Origin of the sequence: Sporosarcina sp. USHLN248 (assembly GCF_037144575.1) — a bacterium.
GTDB classification, from domain to species: domain Bacteria; phylum Bacillota; class Bacilli; order Bacillales_A; family Planococcaceae; genus Sporosarcina; species Sporosarcina contaminans.
The window spans coordinates 23,109-44,409 of sequence record NZ_JBBCZC010000016.1 but is presented as its reverse complement, the minus strand read 5'-3'; the positions used below and the strand labels follow the sequence as shown (position 1 = coordinate 44,409).

Here is a 21,301-nt window from a genome sequence, read left to right as displayed (position 1 = left end):
TAACCGCCCCAGCAACAATTTTTTACTCTGAAATCTTCACCGCATAATCAGCTAACAAACGTGCGCCATATCCCGTCGCCGACTTTGCATAATAGCCGGATGGTTTTGACTTGCTCATCATTCCAGCCATATCGACGTGCAGCCACTTGCTGCCTTCAGGAACGAAGCGTCGAAGGAAGAGGGCCGCCGTAATGGAACCACCAAAATTCAATGAGCTAATATTGTTCATATCCGCATAATCACTCGATAATGTTTTGTCATACTCTTCTACTAATGGCATCGGCCAAACGAAGTCCCCGTTTTCGTCACCTATTTTCTTCATCGCATAAGAGAGCTCTTCATCGCCAAACACACCGCCAAGGGCAGTTCCTAATGCATTGACAATTGCGCCAGTCAATGTAGCAATGTCTACAATATATTCGGCATTCAATTCACCAGCGCGAATTAAAGCGTCCGCTAAAATAAGGCGCCCTTCCGCATCAGTGTTGCCAATTTGAACAGTTAGGCCGTTTTTATAATGAATCACTTCACCTGGAAGGACAGCCGTGTTGTCTATCGTATTTTCCACCATTGGAATTAGCGCCACGACATTCACCTGCGCTTTTGTTTCAGCCAATAACTGCATTGCACCTGCAACTGCAGCTGAGCCTCCCATATCCATTCTCATGTCGCTTAAATCTTTGCCGCTCTTTAAGCTAATACCGCCAGTGTCGAAAGTGACTCCCTTACCGACAAGTGCCAATAGCGGTTTTGTTTCATCACCCTTATATCGCAGCTCGACAAAAGATGGTTTGTACTTGCTGCCTCTTCCGACAGTAAGGACTCCGTTCATTTCCATTTCTTCGATCTTTTCTTGATCAAAAACGGTCACTTCAATCCCTTTATCCTCAAGCTGCATTTTTAGCACTTCTGGATACGTTTCAGGATTTAATACATTCGAAACTTCATTCATTAAGTCGCGGGAAAATGCTGTTGCTGCAGCACGGATTTTGCCAATTTCAGCATATGATTTTGCCTCTTCCCCATCCACTTGCAATTCTGTCTTGCTTCGTTCTTCTTTCGTTTTGTAATTCAGGAACTGATAGCTGCCTAAATCCCAACCTTCAGCAAAAGCTGTAGAGACGTTATTTTTGTCCAAATTAGCAAATGCTGTTTTTAATGTTTCACTGCTCACTACAGCTTCCACTATTTTTTGTTCAGATAGATGGCGTGCGATGTCACCCGCTATAGATCGTACTTTTTCAAGTGAAGGTTTCTTCTGCTCTTTTAAAACAACGTATTGAACATCGCCGATTAATACAGAGCAAAAAGCTGCTTGTTGCTGATCGACATATTGCTGTACTGCTGCATTTCCTGTAACTTTTTCGTTTTGTGCATAGATAATATTTACGACGTTGGACATTTCCTTCTCCCCCTACTTACTATTTCGACTTCAGAAATAGTTTACCATATATAGAGCGTCAATAAAGAATTATCTTTTATTTGCTAATACTAGACAAAAAGTTGCAATAGGGCCCAATATTAGCGACAGCAAAAACCAGTTCAACCCACTTCTGTTTTTTCCTTGTGCAATTCCCGCATTGATTAATGATAGAGTTCCCCATCCTACAAAATATCCGGTTTCCATTACATATCCCTCCATTTTCCATCATATATTTTTCAAAAATTCATTTGCTTCTTTTACGCTATTTGTGCATAATAACGCATTTTCCACATTTGTTACAACCCTATTTTCTATGTCAATATATTCCGAAAGTGGGCTTCTATTGAAGAACTCTTTCCACTTGTATTTTTTCTCCACTTTCTTTACCTCTTGCTGAATCGCTTCATAATTTATTTCATTAATCATAAACAGCGCTTTGTCTTTTTCGACCTTTTGAAATCGGCTGAAAAGGATGACCAACTGTTTATCATCAAACTCGTCTTGCAATAAGGGTAAAGTAGTCCCTACATTATTTGCTGCATCCATCAACTCGTCTGCCCAAAATTCATTACGATATTTTGGCTTGCCAAACAAATTAGATGCACCTCCAAAGTCTACTTACTACTACGTTTGAAGATGTATAAAGTTCCGAAAATAAATAAATTCAGTACCTTGCAATGAACAATACCATATGATATATTGATGTTACTACTTACTATAAGTCAGTACCGTTCTATATATAGTAGCGAAAGGAGGCTATATGGTGAATATCCAATTTAAAAAAGGCGTCTTAAATTTATGTGTACTCGTGCTGTTAGATAAACAAGATCGGTATGGCTACGAATTAGTTCAAAAAATTTCAGATCGGATCTCCATTTCGGAAGGTTCCGTCTACCCTTTGCTGCGTCGATTAACGAAAGAAGGCTATTTTACAACGTATTTGCAAGAGTCTTCTGAAGGTCCGCCTCGAAAGTATTATCAACTGACGGAAGCCGGACGTGAATACTTACATGAGCAACTATCAGAATGGCGCAGCTTTACTGAAGGAGTCAATCAATTAATCGAGGAGGGTGCTTCGAATGAATGAAAATCAATTTATCTATGAACTTGAACAGGCATTGAAAAGGTTGCCTGCAGATGAACGAGATGACATTATCTTGGACATAAAAGAGTATTTTTCAAACGGGCGTGAGGATGGTAAATCGGAAGAAGAAATTGCTGCATCACTTGGTTCTCCAAATAAAATTGCGAGTGAACTGTTAGAAGCTTATCCATTCAACCAGGAAGAAGTTTCCATGCACACGACAATGAGTGAAAAGATGACCATTCCAGACAATTCATTTACGAAAGTCGATATTGACGTTCAACATGGAGCGCTTTTCGTTTCTCCTTCCGATACGTCGGAGACGACAGTCGAGTTGATCGGTCAAAAGGATAAATTGGAGTTAACGGCAGATGTTATTGGGGAAACATTAAAGATTCGGTTAAAGAACAAGTCTCATTGGTTATTCTTATTTAATTTCCATACAAGGGCGGTGGCTTTGAACGTGTTTATTCCGAAAAAAGTGTATGAATCTGTCGCAATGAAATCAGATAACGGTAGAATAAAAGCACAAAAATTAATCGGACGTAACATCATGTCAAAAACAGATAATGGACGAATTGAAATCGATGAAGTCGCTTCGACCTCTTTAACAGCAGAAACCGATAATGGCAGAATCGTGATTAAGAAAGTACAAACGGACCGTCTGAAAGCGAAGACGGATAACGGGAGAATTCATATGCGTCATATCGAAGCGGACTCGATTTATGCAGAGTCGGATAATGGCAGACTCGAATTCGTTGACATTAAGAGCGATGTGACAGGAGTAACAGACAACGGCAGGATTACGTTACAAACAGAGCAATTGAACCACCATATCGATTTCCAAACGGATAATGGCAGCATTGAAATCCAAACCGATCAAATGCCTGAAAATGCAACAATCATTGCGAAAACTGGATACGGCAAAATCGATGTGTATGGGGAAAGGAACACACGCACACGATTCGGTTCTGAACAATATCAGATTCGCTTGAAATCAGACAACGGCAGAATTACCGTGAAGTGATAGCTTTCGGTTGAGCAAACGTATGCATCGATTCATTAACGTACAGCAAAAGGGGTATCAAAACAAATGGAAACTGTCCGGATCTTTCAAGAAGATATTTTCCGGACAGTTTGCTCGACTATTGATAGAGTTCATCATGTTGAAGTCTGTAACATTGTCATAATTCTCTTCTCCAACCAGCTTATTAAATTCATCTTCTCTTAATAATAGCGGTAATTAGTCTGCAGAGATCACCTTTTCCTCTTCATACACTTGATTGAGCTCTACAGCTTTATTCTTCGCATTCACTTCTCGCCCATATCGCTCAGACAATTGACTTTCCCTTGTTCTCTTCCCTAACCATCACAGTCTCTCCTTTGCACTTTTTTTACGTGTTTAACCCTTTCCGAATCAAATAAAAACAAAAGAATATGATATAGTGAGACATCAATCCTTTTATGAACTATCATTCAACAACAAACGAAAAGGGGTCATAAGATGGTTACGATCTTTGTCGATGCAGATGGATGTCCTGTTGTAAATGAAACCATTTCGATCGCTAAACAATTTAATTTGCCATGCAAGCTCATTTGCGATACTGCACACGAAATGCATCGAGAAGGCGCTGAAACGATCATCGTTTCCAAAGGTGCAGATGCAGTTGACTTTGTTTTAGTGAACAGAGTGCAAAAAGGAGACATCGTCATTACACAAGATTATGGGTTAGCGGCAATGGTATTGGCTAAATTGGCTCATCCGATAGATCAGAATGGAAGGCGATATACAGAAGAAAACATTGATCAATTGCTATTCGCTAGACATACCGCACAGAAAATTAGAATGGCCGGCGGCAGACTGCGTGGTCCAAAAAAACGATCAAAAGAACTGAATGAGCGCTTCTCTTTTCAATTGAGAGAACTCTGCAAAACACTTCTCAGCAAAGAATAAACCCGCCTACAGCGAATCGAACAACGAAGAGTTCGATTGGCCGTTTTCTGCGACCTGTGCAGAAATTAAGGCACCTCCGAGTTCGATTGGCCGTTTTCTGCGACCTGTGCAGAAATTAAGGCACCTCTGAGTTCGATTGGCCGTTTTTCTGCGACCTGTGCAGAAATTAAGGCACCTCCGAGTTCGATTGGCCGTTTTTCTGCGACCTGTGCAGAAATTAAGGCACCTCTGAGTTCGATTGGCCTTAATTTCTGCGTCCTTTGCAAAAATTAAGGCGCTGTGGACATCGCTTTCTTAGACTATCATCCACATGCTAAGCGTTTTCAAGCCAAGCTGAAGAAACTCCTATCCTTTACAACAAACCCTAAAAGACTGAAAACCCTGCTTGCAGTGGCCTTTCATAAACAGTTTGCCACTTACATACAATACCTTACGATCTTTTCAATCACTTTCCATGCTGCTGTAATCCCATTTCTTTTGCAATCAATTCATACGAACGTAGTTTATCCTGAAAATCGTAAGCGATCATGACTAACATCACTTCATCCGCCTCATACACGGCAGACAACTCTTCAATTTGGCGGCGGACCGATTTCGGTGTTCCTACAATCATCCTTTTACGATTTTCTTGGACACGCTTTTGCTCAAAATGACTATATGAATAAGCCATTGCCGTTTCTGGTGAAGGAATTCCTTTCGAAGACATCCCCTGTTCTGACATCAGCATAGAAAGAGTTAACGATGAAGCGATCCTTTCAGCTTCTTCCTCCGTTTCTGCACATGCGAAGAAAATGGCGACTGCCTGCTGTGGCTTCGGCTGACTGTTAGACGGCTTGTAACGTTCACGGTAAATGGACGCACAAGCTTCACCCCCTTCGCCATTGATAAACTGCGCAAACATATATGGCAAACCTTTTTCAGCTGCCAACAATGCGGAGTTTTGACTAGAACCTAACATCCAAATTGGAGGATTGGTACATGTGACTGGGGTCGCTTTCAATCCAACATACGGATGATCGGAAGGAATACTGTCATTTAAATACATGATCAAATCATCGACTTTCTGTGGGAATTTATGGACATCCCGATATTTGCCGTCATGCAGCGCATATGTAGCCCGTGGCATCCCACCAGGAGCACGTCCAATGCCTGCATCGATTCTTTCAGGAAAGAGTGCTTCCAGCAGTTTAAAGTTTTCAGCCACCTTAAATGGAGAATAATGTGTAAGCATAACTCCACCAGAACCGATACGAATCGATGATGTAATAGAAGCCAAATGAGCCATCAATATTTCAGGGGAAGAACCTGCTAACGTCGTAGAGTCATGATGTTCAGATACCCAGAATCGATGATAACCCCATTGTTCTGCTTTTTTCGCCAACTGAACAGTATTTTGCAAAGCCTCGGTTGCATTGCTCCCTTCAGCAATTGGCGATTGGTCTAAAATACTCAATTTAATGGACATGTCAACATCCTCCTATCTATTGTTGACCATTGTACACAAAGTAATTTGTAATCTCATAAGAATTGCCTCATCAATTGTTTGCACGGACTTTTAAGTGGTAAAAGAATAAAAAGAAAATATGGAGGTTTCTTATGCCGAAAATCCTTTCTGTTAGCACCGTCCTCCCTCCTTACGAAGTGAAGCAAGAGCAGGCGGTAGAGCTGACTCGCTCCTTATTCAGCAATCGATATAAAGATATTGAAAGACTACTAAAAGTGTTTGAGAATGCGGAAATTGAAAAGCGAGATGTTTGCATGCCGCTTGAATGGTATAGCGAGCCGCATGATTTTAAAGAACGGAATGATTTATTTATCCATCATGCAGTGAACTTAGGGATTGAAGCAATCAATCACTGTTTGAACAATGGGGATGGGTTAATTAAATCCGTTTCACCATCAGAAATTGACGCAATCTTTTTTGTTTCAAGCACAGGCATTGCAACGCCAAGTATAGAAGCGCGCATTATGAACCGTCTTCCGTTCCGCGATGATACGAAAAGAATTCCAATATGGGGACTCGGATGCGCCGGAGGAGCTGCCGGAATTAGCAGGGCTTACGAATATTGCAAAGCCTTTCCGAAGGCGAATGTCATCGTTCTTTCGATTGAACTTTGCAGTTTGACTTTCCAAAAAGAGGACTATTCAAAGAGTAATTTAGTTGGCGTCTCCTTATTTTCCGATGGGGTCGCATGCGCATTAATATCAGGCAATCAATCTGAAATTGCTACTTCAGGTACTGTTCCTTCCATCCTCGGCACGACATCTAAATTAATGCCGGATTCTGAAGATGTTATGGGCTGGGATATTCAGAACAATGGATTGTACGTCATTTTCTCAAAAAGCATCCCTTCCATCATTTCAACTTGGTTAGGACCTTTCGTACATGAGTTTTTACATTCCTATCATTTGGATAAAGATGATATTGCACATTTCGTTGCGCATCCAGGCGGCAAGAAAGTGTTAGAGGCCTACGAAGCAGCGATGGGGTTTGATTCCAGCAAAACAGAAATCTCAAGAAATATTTTGCGAAACCATGGCAATATGTCATCACCAACTGTTCTTTACGTACTGAAGGAATTTATGGAAAACGAAGCTGCAGCTGGGGAGTATGGCTTAATGGCAGCATTAGGTCCAGGCTTCAGCGGCGAATTGTTGCTATTAAAATGGGAGTGAGCGGATGTTCATCTATATTCTTATGTTAGTCATATTACAAAGGATCATCGAGCTTTTCGTCGCGCGGCGCAATGAACGCTGGATGAAAAGCAAAGGTGCAATCGAAGCCGGCGAGGGGCATTATCCTTTTATGGTCGCCATGCATATTGCTTTTTTCGTCTCACTCATCGCAGAAGTAGTATTTTTCAATCGATCAGTATCCGCCATTTGGATCGTTTGGCTTTCCTTATTTGTCATTGCTCAGGTGTTCAGAGTATGGTGCTTATTATCTTTAGGAAAGTATTGGAATACAAAAATCATCGTCCTCCCAAACGCGGAAGTAGTTCGAAAAGGGCCTTATAAATGGTTGCGGCATCCAAATTACATCATCGTAGCAACTGAGCTCATCGTACTGCCCCTCCTCTTCAACGCCTATTTCACTGCCCTCCTATTCACATGCCTAAATATATGGATGATGACCGTACGAATTCCGGCAGAAGAAAAAGCGTTGGCAGAAGTGACAAATTACTGAGAACAGTTTTTGATTGAATGACTTTCTTTAAACAAGAAACAGTGAACAGCGGAGCAGACAGATGAATTTCTTCACGTCTATAAAGAAGAGAAGCGTGTCAGTAGACCTGTGGAGTGAATCCGACTGACTTCGTCAGTATATATGTGATGCACGACAGTATAGCAACTAACTACGCCAATAAACTCTAATGCGCGCCAGCTACCTATAAAGGAGCTTGGCGCGCATTTACTGTTAAGAAGGGATGCGAGTCAACGTTTTCCCCATATAACCGAACATTACTGTCAAAATTGGCGATAACAAGCAGAAGAATGCAAATGGCAAGTACGATATTGTTGACACATTCAACACATCTGTAATGAAAATGCCGCATACACTCCATGGCACTAATGGATTGACGACCGTTCCTGCATCTTCCATTACCCGGCTCAAGTTTTTATTTGCTAAACCGACTTTTTCATATTGTGATTGGAACGCTTGGCCCGTCAATAATATGGACAAGTACTGTTCTCCGATCATTACGTTTATACCAATCGCGGTTAAGGCGGATGCCATTATTACAGACGAGACTTTTTTGAGCAACATTTCAATTTTCGCAAGCAATGTTTGAACGATACCTAAATTAAATAACAATCCGCCCATGCTTAGCGCCAATAGGACGAGACCGACCGTAGCCATCATACTTTCCACTCCGCCTCGTGACAATAAAGCATCTACATCTGCCACCCCCGTCGTAGACTTAAAGCCGAAAAACAGGATTTCTAACACTTCGGAAATAGCGAAACTTTGGTGGAAAAATGAAATAATGACAGCGACCGCTGAACTGATGGCTAAAGTGAGCAATGCCGGAACTTTTTTGATCGTTAATACAAACAAAAGAATTAACGGGATAATTGCGTACCAATGAATCATGTTTGTCTCTAACAAAGTATTTTGGAACAATGCAATCTGTTCGAAATCATCTTTCTTGGCTCCTGGAGATAGTATACCGAAGAGCAAAAGTGATAAGAAAAATGCGGGCACTGTCGTCCATCCCATATTGCGGATATGCTCAAATAGATCAACCCCTACGATGGAGGAAGCCAAGTTTGTCGTATCCGATAAAGGGGACATTTTATCTCCAAAGAATGCACCGGAGACAATTGCTCCCGCAGCAATCGGCAATGACAGGTCAAGAACATGCGCCATACCGATAAATGCAACGCCAACTGTTGCGACTGTAGTCAATGAACTCCCGATGGAAATGCCGACAATTGCCGTAACGACAAAAACAATTGCAAAGAAAAATGTAGGTGTAATTAACTGAAAACCTGTGTAAATAAGAGTTGGAATCGTACCTCCTATCATCCAACTGCTAATTAGAATACCGATAAAGAAAAACAGAAAAACTGCGCCCATTCCAGCTCCAGCGCCATCTATCAATCCCTTTTCGAGATGTTTAAACGGAATTTTTTTCGTTAGCCCATACGCTATCAGCAATAATATCGAAAACAGAATCGGCAAATGCGGAACTGATTCGAATTTAATAATACTGACGCTAATTAATATGATAATTCCTATCACAAGCAGAAACGATTCTACTGCAGTAGGCTTATGAATCGCTTTAATCTTAAACATGGCCGCTTCCTCCTCGATAAAATAAAAAAGAACCCCTTCATCCCTACACAAGGGACGAAGAAGTTCTCCGCGATACCACCCTAATTGAAGACAGCATAAGCCGTCATCCACTTCATTCAAAAAGGAGAATTGCTTTTGGTGTACTTCATGTTCGTCGCTGCCTGAATTTCCATCGACCATTCAGTTTCTTATTGCTGCCTACGACGACATTACTGCGCCAAATCTCCAAGGTTATACAATTAAATTTATAGCGCGCTATATTGTTTTGAATCTTATCATGTCTGTCGTAAATGTCAAGAGGTTTTTCGAACTATGTAAGTGATTAGGCAGACAAGTATTAGTTATTTTTTCAGTATAGGTTGGCATGGCCCAGTTTATAAGATCATTATGCTTCCTCCCTGACAAACTTTCTAATCCGTTCACCGATCTCATCACGTACGCGTTGAAACTCCCTCCAAATCTCTTCTTCAGTGCCTGTCGCCTTAGCAGGATCATCAAATCCCCAATGTTTACGTTGTACGGATGATGGAGTCGTTGGACAATGATCTGCAGCATCTCCACAAAGCGTCACGACAAGATCCGCGTTCTTCAAAATAGCATAATCGACTTTATCCGATGTTTGATCAGAAATGTCAATCCCGGCCTCTGACATGACTTTAATGGCTAAAGGATTTACTCCGTGTGCTTCAATACCTGCACTGAATACATTCCAATTGTCGCTTAACATTTGCTTTCCCCATCCCTCGGCCATTTGGCTGCGGCATGTGTTCCCCGTGCATAGAAAGTACAATGTCTCTTTCACAACAATAGATTATCCCTTTCTTAATACATTTATAAAATCCACAACCATAAATACAATCCAAATAGTGTAATGAACAACGTAGGAATCGTTAAGATAATACCGACTTTAAAATACGAGCCCCAGCTGATTTTTACGCCCTTTTGAGAAAGCACATGCAGCCATAACAAAGTTGCTAAGGATCCGATCGGTGTAATTTTTGGCCCTAAGTCCGATCCTATTACATTTGCATAAATAAGTGCTTCTCTAATGACTCCTGACGTATTCGTTTCTGCAATTGCTAAAGCATCGATCATGACTGTTGGCATGTTATTCATGATGGAAGATAAAAAAGCAGCGATAAAGCCCATAGAAAGCGTCGCGGTCAATAATCCTTGATCAGCAGCAAGTTGAATAAGATTTGACAGGATGACCGTCAAACCAGCATTTTTCAAACCATACACAACGACATACATCCCAATTGAAAAGAAGACGATTGCCCATGGTGCTCCTTTCAGCACTTGTTTAGTCTCCACTGCTGGACTTTTATTTGCCATTAGCAAAAAGAAAAACGCGGCTATTATCGCAATGAAAGAGACGGGAATCTGCAAAAATTCACTTAGAAAATAGCCAATTAATAATACTGCCAACACAAACCATGACAGCTTAAACATTTTACGGTCTTTGATTGCCTCGTTTGGCTGCTTCAAATCCGCCATGTCATATTTTCCCGGAATACTTTTACGAAAAAATAAATAAAGCACAGAGATGCTTGCCAAAAGCGCAAACAGATTTGGAACAATCATCCTTGTTGCATATTCGACAAAACCAATTCCGAAAAAGTCGGCTGAAACGATGTTCACCAAGTTGCTGACAACGAAAGGCAAAGATGTCGTATCAGCGATAAAGCCGCTCGCCATGATGAATGGAAAGACCATTTTTTCACTGAACTTCAAATTACGCACCATCGACAGCACAATCGGTGTTAAAATCAACGCTGCACCGTCATTCGCAAATAAAGCTGCAACGATAGCACCTAAAATACTGACGTAAATGAACATTCGGATACCGCTACCATTCGCAATACGTGCCATATGCAACGCAGCCCACTCGAAAAATCCGATCTCATCTAAAATTAAAGAAATGATAATAATGGCCACGAACGCTAATGTCGCATTCCATACAATACTTGTAACGTCCAAGACATCATTAAAATCAACGACTCCCAATAAGAGTGCAATCGCTGCGCCAATGCAAGCCGTCCATCCGATTGATAAATTTTTTGGCTGCCAAATTACAAACACTAGCGTAATCATAAAAATACTTAACGCAGTTATAACTGAAACCAATAACTGTACCTCCCTATTCGCACGAAATGCGTAAACCTTGTTGTTCCAACTCGACAATTAATTGATCTTGGTTTGGCAACTGGTCAAGGATGCTCTGTATCAAATGATAATCTTCATGCTCTCGATTTATCGAATAAAAAATCCATTGCCCTCTTCTCTCTTCTTTCACTAAGCCGTTGTCTCTCATCTTACGTAAATGCTGGCTAATGGCTGGTTGGCTCATGTTGAATATCGCAACAAATTCGCAGACACAACAATCATGAGTAGACAGAAGCTTGACCATCGTCAAACGTGTTCGATCGCCTAATAGTTTCAGAAGCTGTGAAGCCTGTTGTAAATCAGCTGTCACTCTTGTACTCATATTAAACCCTCCTTGTTAACAACAATATAATTATATGCTTATATAAGTAAATGCAAAAGTGTAAAATAAAAAAGTCTTAATTTCAGTAATCATCACTAAAATTAAGACTTTGATTGACCCGATACTAAATTTGGTGAACTGTTGAGAAGCAGATTCTTTCCACAATCTGTCCTTGATTTATCTACCATTCAAGCTAGCCATCCATCATTTCAGAATAGGAGGCATGCCCTTAACAACGGTTCAGGATTTTTTCTTCAAAGTAATGTGGATTCGGTAGGTTCTTTATACTACAATGTTGGATATGTAATTTTCCCTGTTTCTACTAATTCTTTCAAACCTAAAAACATATAATGCCATCCTTCTTCGGTCTCTTTCTTCCATTCTTCATGTGCTTTTTCAATATCTTCTTCTGTCCAACCTTCTTCATGGGGAACGTTAATTTCTTGTGTGAAGATCATTTCACAACTTGAATCTAACGGATGAATCTCGACTGTAATGTCGTCTTCTAAATCACTAAATTGAGGCATTTTGAATGTGAATACGAGTTTTGTTGGCGGTTCCACCAATTTATATTCGCCAATGGCTCGGTAGTCTTTTCCACCTCGGTGATCCACAATTTCCCATGTTCCGCCGACTCGAGGATCACTCTTTGCAATTTTATTCGTATGTTCCATAGTAAACATCCACTTTTTTTGAAATTCTTCGTTCGTCCACGCGGCAAACACTTTTTCCGCTGGAACTTTAAACTTGCGGTTCATTTTAAGAGTTGTTTTTGATGTTTTTGTCATGCGAACCATCCTTTGCATAATTCGTTTTCTTTCGATTGATTATAACATTATTTAAAACGTAAAACGTTGTTCGTTATAAACGAAATTGGTTATACCAAAAATCAGTATACCCGTTTAGATAAACTAATTATCCATTAGACTGTAGACAAAGCATCTTTTCACTTTGTCTACAGTCTTTTTGAGGTTTGTAGGATTTCTCTGCAATCGATACGAAACGATCTACATCCTCTGCATTTGAAACATCCGCATAGATAGCGACAACTTCAGCCCCAAGACTCCGTGCTTCCAACTCCATTGTTCATTCACAAGCATAGCCATCCTTATCGCCATCCATCCTTTCAGAATAAGCAGGATGCCCCTTTTTAACACCGTTCGGGTATTTTTTCCTCAGCTCCGTACAGTTCTTAAAGGATTCCTCAGCATCCGTTTTGGAATTCGTTTCTGTATTTTTGTCAGTAATGGAATAGGTATCGCTATCAAATCCACGATCCGTTGCATAGTCTTCTAATGTCCAAATGCCGATCCCTGCTTTTTTAGCGCGCTCCTGTGCCTTTTCATATGCATCTAAGTGACGTGTATTCGGCGGGTAGACATAAGCGACTCTCGCTAATCCTTCTTCCAATAATTTTTCTTGGACACTTTCACCATCAATATAAATATAAGCTAATAGTCTATTATATTTATCATATTTTTCGCCTATATCAAATTCAATTTCTAACTTTCCGCTATTGAGCAACTCCTGATTCCGCTCCTTCGCTTTCTCTCCGAAAGGCTGCTTTCCTAATCTCGGATGACTTGTTTCGGGTGTATCAATTAATAAATAACGGACATTTTGCTCCTTGCCCTCGTATTTGATCTTAATTGTATCGCCATCAATTGTTTTAATGAGTTCAACCGGAATAAGCCCCGAACGGGTCGGTTCTGCATCTTCTTTTCCCCAGACCAAATAGACAGCTGCCAAAATAATTACAACGACTGCTGACAGCACACTATTTTTCTTCTTTTTATTTCTTCTTTTACTGCTCAAACTTGTTACTTCCTTTCTAAAGTTATTTCGTACATTCGTTTCAAGATCGATTCGTATGCCTTTCTTCCATAGAATCCGATCAGTTGAGACTTCAATATTGTAGCTGCTGGACCATTCAATTAGCAAACAGAAAAAGGATTATGGCGCCAGTAACCTACCCGCCACAATCCCTAAGTAAGCGAAGAAAATTCCGATGCTATACGTTCCAATTAAATAAAAGAAAAATATTTTTCTTTTACCATCTTTCCATAAGATCACTAACTCTTTATTGAGCGTAGAGAAAGTCGTCATCCCACCCGCAATGCCTGAAATGATAAAATACGTCCATAAACTATTCAAGTTGAGCATTGCTATGAAACCGATCAAAAAAGAACCCGACCAGTTGACGAATAAAGTCCCTATTGGCAATGAACGTGTTGCATTCCATTTCAATGCAAGAATGTATCGAATCAATGTGCCGATGCCCCCGCCTAATCCGATTATGGCAAGATCTGCAAAGGTCATACTGACACCTTCTTACGAGATACGCTGCTGCCTAACAATCCAGCAGCCAGTCCGCCAACTATGCTCAATAACAAATAGGCAATGCCTAACAGATGTTGTCCATTTTGAAACAGCTCTACAGTCTCTAAACTAAACGCGGAGAAAGTTGTAAAGGAACCTAAAAAACCTGTCGTGACGGCAGTTTGTAATGATTCATCCGAAGTCAGTTTCCGAATTGCCCCTCCGGATAGAAAACATAATGAAAACGAACCGATTAAATTCGGAATGAGCGTGCCGAATGGAAAGGCCTCACTATGAAAAATCGTGCCCATCCACACTCTCGCAATTGCACCAAATGCACCAGCAATACCGACGAACAAAGCGTTTTTCATACAGCTACCTTTTCCAACAGCCTACGGGATAAGACCATTTCAAGAGATAAACGTTTTTCTGTATTTCCAAAAAGAATGGACACCATTTCATCGGTGATTTCTTGAATCGTTCCGCGGCCAAATACTCTGTGAGATATGTGCATGCCTACGGATAATTCTTCCCTTTGACAGATTCCGTCTGGATTTAAAGGAATCGATACATCCGCTTTTTGCAGCTTCTCCATTTTCCTCTCTTCAGGTTTCATTAAGATCCCTCGCATTTCGTTAATGAATTTCGAGTCCTCTTTCTGTTTTCCATCCACTGACTGATAGGAAAGCAATTCTAATCGCTCTTTTGCCCTTGTCATGCCAACGTAAAATAATCGCCTTGCCTCTTCCAAAAGCGTTCGGTCTTTTTCATCTTCGTCTGAAGGAATGATTCCCTTGACGAGATCAATCATAAACACTCGTCTAAACTCTAATCCTTTTGCGCTATGGAAAGTGGAAAGTGTCACAGCATTTTCGGAAGGGTGATATTTCGCTTTCTGGACGGCTTGCTCAAGCTCTTTTAAACGGTTCGCAAATTCAACCATCGTCTTTAATTGAGACGCAATCCCTTCAAGCGTATCCAAAATTGTTGAAAGCTGATCGAAACGAAAACCAAATTTTTTCGCGCGGCTTTTCAACGCCTCTTCATAGTCCAATTCATAGCGAATCATTCGAATGACTTGTGCTGGACGCATTTGAGGAATTTTATCGTATACCTCTTGATAATGCTTCAATTTGTCGATTTGGTCTTTTTTTAAATCCACACACTCCATAAACGAATCAAAAACATTGCCCCTTGTATTTGTTCGTTCAAAAGTAATGATCATTGATCTGGAAATATAAGCGTTCATTTTCATAATGATTTTTAAAAATATATCCTTCCGAGTCATATTGAAGCTGAGACGCATGAAATTCAAAATATCCTCAACGACCCAATGGGAGAAAAACTTGTCATCCGCATCTTTCATATAGAAAGGGATGCCTCGGCGGTGCAATTCATTCACATATAAGGTTGAGGAAGAATTATTTCGAAATAAAATTGCCACTTCGTTCAAACGTTGCTCATTTAGTAATTCATATGTAATATATTCTAACTGCCGTTTGGGATCTTCCAATTGTTTGATCTGGATCGGCCCTGCTTCCGGATTAGCTGTATGCATTTTTTTCGGATAGCGGTTCTTGTTTCGCTCAATGAAAAGAGCTGATGCATCGACAATTTCCTTTGAAGATCGATAATTTCTTTCCATTTTCAGCAATTGAGCATCCGGATAAACCTTTTTGAAGTCCAATAAATAATCCGGTTCTGCTCCTCGCCACGTATAAATGGACTGATCGTCATCCGCCACAACACATAAATTGCCGTGGAAAGCGACGATATGCTCAATAATTCGATGTTGGACAAGAGACGTATCCTGACTTTCATCGGTAAGTAAATAATCATATAAGCCTTGATAATAAGCCGCCAACTCTTCATCCGTGCGCAATGCTTGTTCAGCAATTGTGAGCATATCGTCAAAATCTAAGAGTAAATGTTTGTATGTACGTGTTTTCATCTGTTCGTACTGTAACGCAATTTGTCCCGCTCTTTCAAAAGGCCCTTCAATCTCTTGCCATTCATTAAAAGGAATCATACGGTTTTTCAAAGAACTGATAAAAGTTGAAAGTGCAGTTAATTCATCCTCTGTGCAATCTTCTTTTAGAACCTTTTTATATAAATCTTTTAATAGAAAATGCTTTTGCACAGATCCTTTCCTGCTATTAGATCCTTCTATTAGATCATAGGTTACACCCGTCTTTTGCAAAAACTGACGTGTAATAGTAAATGCCAAGCTATGTATTGTCGAAAATTCCACTGGTTTTTGATCAGGAAAAAATTTCTTGAACCGCTCAGCCATATCCCTAGCAGAAGCCCTGCTGAACGTAATTGCCTTAATACGGCTTGCAGGCACGTTTTTTTCTTCAAGTAAGTAACCAATTTTCATGATGATTGTTGTAGTTTTACCTGAACCGGGGCATGATAAAAGAAGCAAAGGGCCTTCCGATTGCATGACGGCTAATTTTTGTATTTCATTTAATTCGATATTCAATTCCTTTTTCTTTCGTTCAAAAAAATCATCCATTGCCATTTGCTCCTTCAATATGTTCCTACACATACTGTAACATACGAACACCCATTTGTTTAGATACACAAAAGAAAAACCTCTACGCTATTTTACGCAGAGGTTTCTTTTCATAATTACGTTAAAATCCGCCAGACTCAAGCTTGTCATTTTGAATATCGACTTTCTCATTTTTACTACCCGTATATGCAGTGGAGGCAACTTCATTTTGACGTCTTTGCTCGTCCGAATATTCCACACCGGCCATATTTGCCTTTGTCTCATTGTCCGCTTCATTGTGAGCACGCTTATGTCGCTTATCTTCAGCCAACTTGATCACTCCTCCAAAAATAGTCCTTTTTAGAATACCCTCAATGGAGAAATGTAATCATCAAAATAATTATTTTGGAAAGCCGATTGAATTGAATGGATAAAATCTGAATTCCACTTTTCCAACGACAGAGGACTCATCGATACAGCCAATCGCACGACTATCTGTGCTATTCCTCCGGTTATCGCCCAAGACGAAAAGCTGACCTTCTGGTACGGTTACTTCAAAGTCCTGCGTCAGTTTCTGATCTTTGAACAATTTATCTTTGTTTTCCTGAATATAAGGCTCATCATATTCTTTTCCGTTTATGAAAAGACGATCATCCTTCATGACAACTGTATCGCCAGGCAGCCCGATTACTCGTTTAATATAGTCTTCCTTTGAATTCGGCGCATGGAAAACGACTAAATCGAAATGATCCAGTTTGTGGATTTTGGAAATGACGACCCGGTTATTCGATTCGAATGTCGGTTCCATTGATTGTCCTGAGACTAATACAGGAGAAAATAAAAACTGCCGTACGATTAAAACTAAAGCAAATGCGATAACAAGTGATTTCACCCATGAGAAAATCTCTTTTTTTGTTTCTTTTTTCACGATTCAATTCCTCCATCCATTCAAAGCTATTATCTATTATAACGAACTTTTGCCTTAAATGATTTATAGAAAATGATTTCCACTACAATATTCTCTAAAAACTGCTGCTACAAGTTAGTAGAGTCTATAAATTTTTGTGCTATGCATCCATTGCCTGCTTTAAATGCGCTGTACAGTTGAATAAGTGGCATCTATTTCTTTCATCCGACAATTCGACTATAGTTACTGATGTGTTATCCAAACTTTTTTCATATTGTTCATCCGGAATGAGTTCGTTGAATAGTCTTTTAATAAAAGCTCCGTGGCTAATCAACAGTACCCTTTCATTTGGGTGCTTTTCTTTTATATCTCGAATGGCGGCCATCCCTCTTTCAATAATTGCATCATGCGGCTCGAAACCGAGATCCAATTCTTTCCAATTGATGCCCCATTTTTCGATGCGTTCCGCTTCGGTCGTGCCTTCAACTAATCCGCCACCTCGCTCCGCCAATCGCTGATCGACAACGAATATAGCTTGCGGCAATTTCTCAGCTACAATTTCCGCCGTTTTTTTCGCACGGCTTAAATGACTTGTGTAAATGGCATCCCATTGTTCAGTAGACAATCGTTTAGCGACACGTCCGGCCATTTCAATCCCTTCTTCATCCAAAGGGACGTCTGAACTGCCTTGCGCCCTGCCTTCTTTATTCCAAGCTGTTACCCCATGTCTTACAAAACCGATAACTGTCATCTCAACCACTCCCTTAATGATTTGAATCTATAACGTAACCTAATGATCGAAGCACATTGTCCATAAAAGCTTGAATGTATAAATACACTTCTACTCGCTCAGGCTCTTGATGTAAATCATGGTAGAGCCTTTTCCATTCTTTATATTGAAATTCGGAGAGCTGTTGATTTTGCAACCATTTTTTCGCAAATGAAATATCGGTGATTTTGTCATTCTCCCCCGTCTGAATTAACATCGGCACATCTTGAATACTCTCTTCGTGCGCCATGACCGACTTCATCATCGACAGCAGCTCGCGATACCAAGATGTGACAACTGTTGAACTATAAAATCGATCATTTTGATATTCAACATGCAGGTCGTAATTTTTCGTCAGCATCTCAATCGTCACATCATGCTTTAATTTAACGGAGCTCGATAACTTTGTTAATACTCCCGAAAATTTAGATGGCTGGTGTTTCAGCGACAGCCAAGGAGACATGAAAATACAACCAGCGCATTCCAATTTCTGAGTTTGTAAAATGTGCATAATGAGCGTAGCGCCTAATCCATGTCCAATGACAAACATAGGCAAGCCGTCTTGCAAACCGATTTCCATCATGCTTTTCACATGACGCACATAAGACTCAAAAGATTCATCGTGTAGTTTATTGCCCTTTTCCTCGCCATGGCCAGGTAAATCGCTCGTTACAACATGAAAACCGCCTATGCGTAATTCTTGAATGAGCCATGCATATCGACGATGATGTTCATATGCATTATGGACAATGACAACAACCGCTTTCGGCTGTCCTTCTGCTTCCCATTTCCACATGTTCCATCGTCCTCCGTTCGTGCAATTCAATTAGATTAAAAGATCATCATGTTTTTTATGATATGATAGATTATACACGATTTTGATAAAATGAGGTGGTCATCATGATTTATCCGTATGGAGAAAAATCTCCAAAAATTCACCCTTCTGTCTATGTCGCTGACTACGCAACAATTACAGGGGATGTAACAATTGGCGCAAATAGTTCAATCTGGTTCAACACCGTTATCCGGGGAGATGTAGCGCCAACCATAATTGGCGAGCGTGTAAGTATCCAAGATTTAAGCTGCTTGCACCAAAGCCCGAATCGCACTCTGCTTATTGAAGACGATGTAACTGTTGGGCATAAAGCAACATTACATAGCTGTATCATCCGTAAAGGTGCTCTTATTGGAATGGGAGCAATTATTTTAGATGGCGCAGAAATTGGCGAAGGCGCATTTATCGGTGCCGGCAGCCTCGTACCCCCCGGCAAGAAAATCCCGCCAAACACATTGGCATTGGGCTCTCCAGCAAAAGTAGTCCGTGAATTAAACGACGAAGACCGCGAAGATATGTTGCGCATCGTCAACAGCTATGTTGAAAAAGGACAGGTTTATAAAAAGATGCAAAAATAAACAGGCGCTGCTCTGAATAGGGGCAGCGTCTGTTTTATGTTTTGTTGGGTGCTACAACCTTTTGTAATGCTTGTAATTAACGAATTAGTATCGAGCGGCAAACGTGTAGTTTATGCGTTCTATAACACCATACGAGCGGTTTCAGCTGTAATACGAGCGTCTTAACACCCAATTCGGGCAGAGAACGAGGGCTTCAAGCGGTTATCCACACACTTCGAGCGGATACATGAAAACTTCAAGCACTTCCGCATTCAAGCAGAGACAGGGGTTCTTCAAGCCATTTTACACAACATTCGAGGGGACACTTGCAGATTTCGAGCGATTCAGCTCTTCATTCTAACGGTTCTCTACACATTTCGAGCGAGGCGTTTCATATACCTACAATAAAAAAAGAAAGCAAGGAATGAACCCTTGCTTCCTACATAGATATTTTATTACCGTACTGACAAACCGGTCCTTTCAACCAACTCTGCCGCTTTGTCTGTCTGCTCCCAAGGAAGCTCAACATCCGTTCGGCCGAAATGGCCATATGCTGCAGTTTGTTTATAAATTGGACGTCTAAGGTCAAGCATTTTGATTATGCCTGCAGGGCGTAAATCGAATAGTTCGCGCACAAGCTCAACCAATTTGCTTTCCTCAACTTTTCCTGTTCCAAATGTATCAATCGAAATAGAGACAGGTTTCGCAACGCCGATCGCATACGCCAACTGCACTTCGCAACGCTCTGCAAGTCCAGCAGCAACAATGTTTTTCGCTACATAACGCGCTGCGTAGGAAGCGGAACGGTCAACTTTCGTCGCGTCTTTTCCGGAGAAGGCTCCGCCGCCGTGGCGAGCATATCCACCGTAAGTGTCAACGATGATTTTACGTCCTGTTAATCCGGCATCTCCTTGCGGACCGCCGATAACGAAACGACCTGAAGGGTTGATGAAGTATTTTGTATCTTCATCCAATAATTCTTTCGGTACGACTGGATAAATGACATGCTCTTTAATGTCTTGCTGGATTTGTTCAAGTGTCGTATCAGGATGATGCTGTGTAGAAATGACGATTGTATCAATCCGTATTGGACGATTGTTGTCATCATACTCAACTGTCACTTGCGTTTTACCATCCGGACGCAAATAAGGAAGTGTATCATTTTTTCTCACTTCCGCTAGTCTGCGTGACAGCTTATGGGACAAACTAATTGGCATCGGCATCAGTTCTGGTGTTTCATTGCAAGCATACCCAAACATTAATCCTTGGTCGCCCGCTCCGATTGCTTCCAATTCTTCGTCCGTCATCGTTCCTTCACGTGCTTCTAATGCTTGGTCAACGCTCGCAGCAATATCAGGCGATTGTTCGTCGATCGAAGTTAAAACGGAAGATGTCTCCCAATCGAATCCGAACTTGGCGCGAGTATAGCCGATTTCTTTCACAGTATCCCGAACAACTTTTGGAATATCGACATAAGTCGTTGTTGTGATTTCTCCGATCACAAGCACTAATCCTGTCGTAATTGTCGTCTCGCATGCGACTCGTGCATTCGGATCTTCTTCTAAAATAGCGTCCAAAATGGCATCCGAAATTTGGTCGCACATTTTGTCTGGATGTCCTTCCGTTACTGATTCTGAAGTAAACAGTCGGCGGTTTGTCATTATAAT

Annotated in this window: 24 protein-coding genes; 6 read left to right on the top strand and 18 right to left on the bottom strand. The window is 40.8% G+C overall.

Annotation, left to right across the window (positions count from 1 at the left end; genetic code table 11):
- Positions 1–22: 22 nt before the first annotated feature.
- The 3 genes from WFH04_RS08465 to WFH04_RS08455 all read right to left on the bottom strand — a co-directional run bounded on the left by WFH04_RS08465 (position 23) and on the right by WFH04_RS08455 (position 2,017).
- Positions 23–1,402, bottom strand: coding sequence for a leucyl aminopeptidase family protein (locus WFH04_RS08465; protein WP_336823615.1), 1,380 nt, complete (start codon positions 1,400–1,402; stop codon positions 23–25).
- 69 nt (positions 1,403–1,471) lie between these two features.
- Positions 1,472–1,627 carry a hypothetical protein gene (locus WFH04_RS08460; RefSeq protein WP_336823614.1) on the bottom strand — a complete coding sequence of 52 codons (156 nt, stop codon included), beginning with the start codon at positions 1,625–1,627 and terminating at the stop codon, positions 1,472–1,474.
- A gap of 21 nt (positions 1,628–1,648) precedes the next feature.
- Positions 1,649–2,017, bottom strand: a complete 369-nt coding sequence (locus WFH04_RS08455; RefSeq protein ID WP_336823613.1) for a hypothetical protein — start codon at positions 2,015–2,017, stop codon at positions 1,649–1,651.
- Positions 2,018–2,186: 169 nt separating this feature from the next.
- On the opposite strand from WFH04_RS08455, the gene WFH04_RS08450 reads away from it, so the two are divergent.
- From WFH04_RS08450 to WFH04_RS08440, 3 genes are all read left to right on the top strand, one after another.
- Positions 2,187–2,510, top strand: a complete 324-nt coding sequence (locus WFH04_RS08450) for a PadR family transcriptional regulator (protein ID WP_336823612.1) — start codon at positions 2,187–2,189, stop codon at positions 2,508–2,510.
- Positions 2,503–3,534, top strand: a complete 1,032-nt coding sequence (locus WFH04_RS08445; protein ID WP_336823611.1) for a DUF4097 family beta strand repeat-containing protein — start codon at positions 2,503–2,505, stop codon at positions 3,532–3,534. Before WFH04_RS08450 ends, WFH04_RS08445 begins: the two co-directional genes overlap by 8 nt.
- Positions 3,535–4,011: 477 nt before the next feature.
- Positions 4,012–4,461: a YaiI/YqxD family protein gene (locus WFH04_RS08440; RefSeq protein ID WP_336823610.1), complete on the top strand. Its 450-nt coding sequence runs from the start codon at positions 4,012–4,014 to the stop codon at positions 4,459–4,461.
- Between the two features lie 445 nt (positions 4,462–4,906).
- On the opposite strand, the gene WFH04_RS08435 is transcribed toward WFH04_RS08440, so the two are convergent.
- On the bottom strand, positions 4,907–5,926 hold the full coding sequence (locus WFH04_RS08435; RefSeq protein WP_336823609.1) for an LLM class flavin-dependent oxidoreductase: 1,020 nt from the start codon (positions 5,924–5,926) through the stop codon (positions 4,907–4,909).
- 131 nt (positions 5,927–6,057) lie between these two features.
- Between WFH04_RS08435 and WFH04_RS08430 the strand changes: the two genes are divergently transcribed.
- Positions 6,058–7,137 (top strand): type III polyketide synthase, encoded by a 1,080-nt coding sequence (locus WFH04_RS08430; protein ID WP_336823608.1) that lies wholly within the window; start codon positions 6,058–6,060, stop codon positions 7,135–7,137.
- A 4-nt stretch (positions 7,138–7,141) separates the two neighbouring features.
- A complete protein-coding gene (locus WFH04_RS08425) occupies positions 7,142–7,648 on the top strand; it encodes an isoprenylcysteine carboxyl methyltransferase family protein (protein ID WP_336823607.1) in 507 nt (168 codons plus the stop codon).
- Positions 7,649–7,879: 231 nt separating this feature from the next.
- On the opposite strand, the gene nhaC is transcribed toward WFH04_RS08425, so the two are convergent.
- The 13 genes from nhaC to WFH04_RS08360 form a co-directional block, all read right to left on the bottom strand.
- Positions 7,880–9,262: a Na+/H+ antiporter NhaC gene (gene nhaC / locus WFH04_RS08420; protein ID WP_336823606.1), complete on the bottom strand. Its 1,383-nt coding sequence runs from the start codon at positions 9,260–9,262 to the stop codon at positions 7,880–7,882.
- A gap of 385 nt (positions 9,263–9,647) precedes the next feature.
- The gene (gene arsC, locus WFH04_RS08415) at positions 9,648–10,064 is read right to left on the bottom strand and encodes an arsenate reductase (thioredoxin) (RefSeq protein ID WP_408020178.1); all 417 of its coding nucleotides are present in this window, start codon (positions 10,062–10,064) and stop codon (positions 9,648–9,650) included.
- A gap of 29 nt (positions 10,065–10,093) precedes the next feature.
- Entirely contained in the window at positions 10,094–11,389 is a 1,296-nt protein-coding gene (locus tag WFH04_RS08410) for an arsenic transporter (protein ID WP_336823605.1), read from the bottom strand.
- A 13-nt stretch (positions 11,390–11,402) separates the two neighbouring features.
- Positions 11,403–11,750, bottom strand: coding sequence for an ArsR/SmtB family transcription factor (locus tag WFH04_RS08405; protein ID WP_336823604.1), 348 nt, complete (start codon positions 11,748–11,750; stop codon positions 11,403–11,405).
- Positions 11,751–12,037: 287 nt separating this feature from the next.
- Positions 12,038–12,538 (bottom strand): SRPBCC family protein, encoded by a 501-nt coding sequence (locus WFH04_RS08400; protein WP_336823603.1) that lies wholly within the window; start codon positions 12,536–12,538, stop codon positions 12,038–12,040.
- A 298-nt stretch (positions 12,539–12,836) separates the two neighbouring features.
- The gene (locus tag WFH04_RS08395; protein WP_336823602.1) at positions 12,837–13,565 is read right to left on the bottom strand and encodes a thermonuclease family protein; all 729 of its coding nucleotides are present in this window, start codon (positions 13,563–13,565) and stop codon (positions 12,837–12,839) included.
- 138 nt (positions 13,566–13,703) lie between these two features.
- Positions 13,704–14,069, bottom strand: a complete 366-nt coding sequence (locus WFH04_RS08390; RefSeq protein ID WP_336823601.1) for a fluoride efflux transporter FluC — start codon at positions 14,067–14,069, stop codon at positions 13,704–13,706.
- Positions 14,066–14,440, bottom strand: coding sequence for a fluoride efflux transporter CrcB (crcB, locus tag WFH04_RS08385; RefSeq protein WP_336823600.1), 375 nt, complete (start codon positions 14,438–14,440; stop codon positions 14,066–14,068). Before crcB ends, WFH04_RS08390 begins: the two co-directional genes overlap by 4 nt.
- Positions 14,437–16,587, bottom strand: a complete 2,151-nt coding sequence (locus WFH04_RS08380; protein ID WP_336823599.1) for an ATP-dependent helicase — start codon at positions 16,585–16,587, stop codon at positions 14,437–14,439. Before WFH04_RS08380 ends, crcB begins: the two co-directional genes overlap by 4 nt.
- Before the next feature lie 121 nt (positions 16,588–16,708).
- Positions 16,709–16,897 (bottom strand): hypothetical protein, encoded by a 189-nt coding sequence (locus WFH04_RS08375; protein WP_336823598.1) that lies wholly within the window; start codon positions 16,895–16,897, stop codon positions 16,709–16,711.
- Positions 16,898–16,966: 69 nt separating this feature from the next.
- A complete protein-coding gene (gene lepB / locus WFH04_RS08370; protein WP_336823597.1) occupies positions 16,967–17,494 on the bottom strand; it encodes a signal peptidase I in 528 nt (175 codons plus the stop codon).
- Positions 17,495–17,633: 139 nt separating this feature from the next.
- Positions 17,634–18,224 (bottom strand): histidine phosphatase family protein, encoded by a 591-nt coding sequence (locus WFH04_RS08365; RefSeq protein ID WP_336823596.1) that lies wholly within the window; start codon positions 18,222–18,224, stop codon positions 17,634–17,636.
- A 13-nt stretch (positions 18,225–18,237) separates the two neighbouring features.
- Positions 18,238–19,038, bottom strand: a complete 801-nt coding sequence (locus WFH04_RS08360) for an alpha/beta hydrolase (protein ID WP_336823595.1) — start codon at positions 19,036–19,038, stop codon at positions 18,238–18,240.
- A gap of 104 nt (positions 19,039–19,142) precedes the next feature.
- On the opposite strand from WFH04_RS08360, the gene WFH04_RS08355 reads away from it, so the two are divergent.
- Entirely contained in the window at positions 19,143–19,655 is a 513-nt protein-coding gene (locus tag WFH04_RS08355; RefSeq protein ID WP_336823594.1) for a gamma carbonic anhydrase, read from the top strand.
- Between the two features lie 434 nt (positions 19,656–20,089).
- Here the strand turns inward: WFH04_RS08355 and metK are convergent, their stop codons facing one another.
- Positions 20,090–21,298: a methionine adenosyltransferase gene (metK, locus tag WFH04_RS08350; RefSeq protein WP_336823640.1), complete on the bottom strand. Its 1,209-nt coding sequence runs from the start codon at positions 21,296–21,298 to the stop codon at positions 20,090–20,092.
- Positions 21,299–21,301: the final 3 nt, after the last annotated feature.

What these genes read in the sequence shown, in the direction of transcription:
- WFH04_RS08465 (WP_336823615.1), bottom strand. Translation starts at nt 1,402, where the DNA reads ATGTCCAACGTCGTAAATATTATCTATGCACAAAACGAAAAAGTTACA.
- WFH04_RS08460 (WP_336823614.1), bottom strand. Translation starts at nt 1,627, where the DNA reads ATGGAAACCGGATATTTTGTAGGATGGGGAACTCTATCATTAATCAAT.
- WFH04_RS08445 (WP_336823611.1), top strand. Translation starts at nt 2,503, where the DNA reads ATGAATGAAAATCAATTTATCTATGAACTTGAACAGGCATTGAAAAGG.
- WFH04_RS08440 (WP_336823610.1), top strand. Translation starts at nt 4,012, where the DNA reads ATGGTTACGATCTTTGTCGATGCAGATGGATGTCCTGTTGTAAATGAA.
- WFH04_RS08435 (WP_336823609.1), bottom strand. Translation starts at nt 5,926, where the DNA reads ATGTCCATTAAATTGAGTATTTTAGACCAATCGCCAATTGCTGAAGGG.
- WFH04_RS08430 (WP_336823608.1), top strand. Translation starts at nt 6,058, where the DNA reads ATGCCGAAAATCCTTTCTGTTAGCACCGTCCTCCCTCCTTACGAAGTG.
- WFH04_RS08425 (WP_336823607.1), top strand. Translation starts at nt 7,142, where the DNA reads ATGTTCATCTATATTCTTATGTTAGTCATATTACAAAGGATCATCGAG.
- nhaC (WP_336823606.1), bottom strand. Translation starts at nt 9,262, where the DNA reads ATGTTTAAGATTAAAGCGATTCATAAGCCTACTGCAGTAGAATCGTTT.
- WFH04_RS08405 (WP_336823604.1), bottom strand. Translation starts at nt 11,750, where the DNA reads ATGAGTACAAGAGTGACAGCTGATTTACAACAGGCTTCACAGCTTCTG.
- WFH04_RS08400 (WP_336823603.1), bottom strand. Translation starts at nt 12,538, where the DNA reads ATGACAAAAACATCAAAAACAACTCTTAAAATGAACCGCAAGTTTAAA.
- WFH04_RS08390 (WP_336823601.1), bottom strand. Translation starts at nt 14,069, where the DNA reads ATGACCTTTGCAGATCTTGCCATAATCGGATTAGGCGGGGGCATCGGC.
- crcB (WP_336823600.1), bottom strand. Translation starts at nt 14,440, where the DNA reads ATGAAAAACGCTTTGTTCGTCGGTATTGCTGGTGCATTTGGTGCAATT.
- WFH04_RS08380 (WP_336823599.1), bottom strand. Translation starts at nt 16,587, where the DNA reads ATGGATGATTTTTTTGAACGAAAGAAAAAGGAATTGAATATCGAATTA.
- WFH04_RS08365 (WP_336823596.1), bottom strand. Translation starts at nt 18,224, where the DNA reads ATGACAGTTATCGGTTTTGTAAGACATGGGGTAACAGCTTGGAATAAA.
- WFH04_RS08360 (WP_336823595.1), bottom strand. Translation starts at nt 19,038, where the DNA reads ATGTGGAAATGGGAAGCAGAAGGACAGCCGAAAGCGGTTGTTGTCATT.
- WFH04_RS08355 (WP_336823594.1), top strand. Translation starts at nt 19,143, where the DNA reads ATGATTTATCCGTATGGAGAAAAATCTCCAAAAATTCACCCTTCTGTC.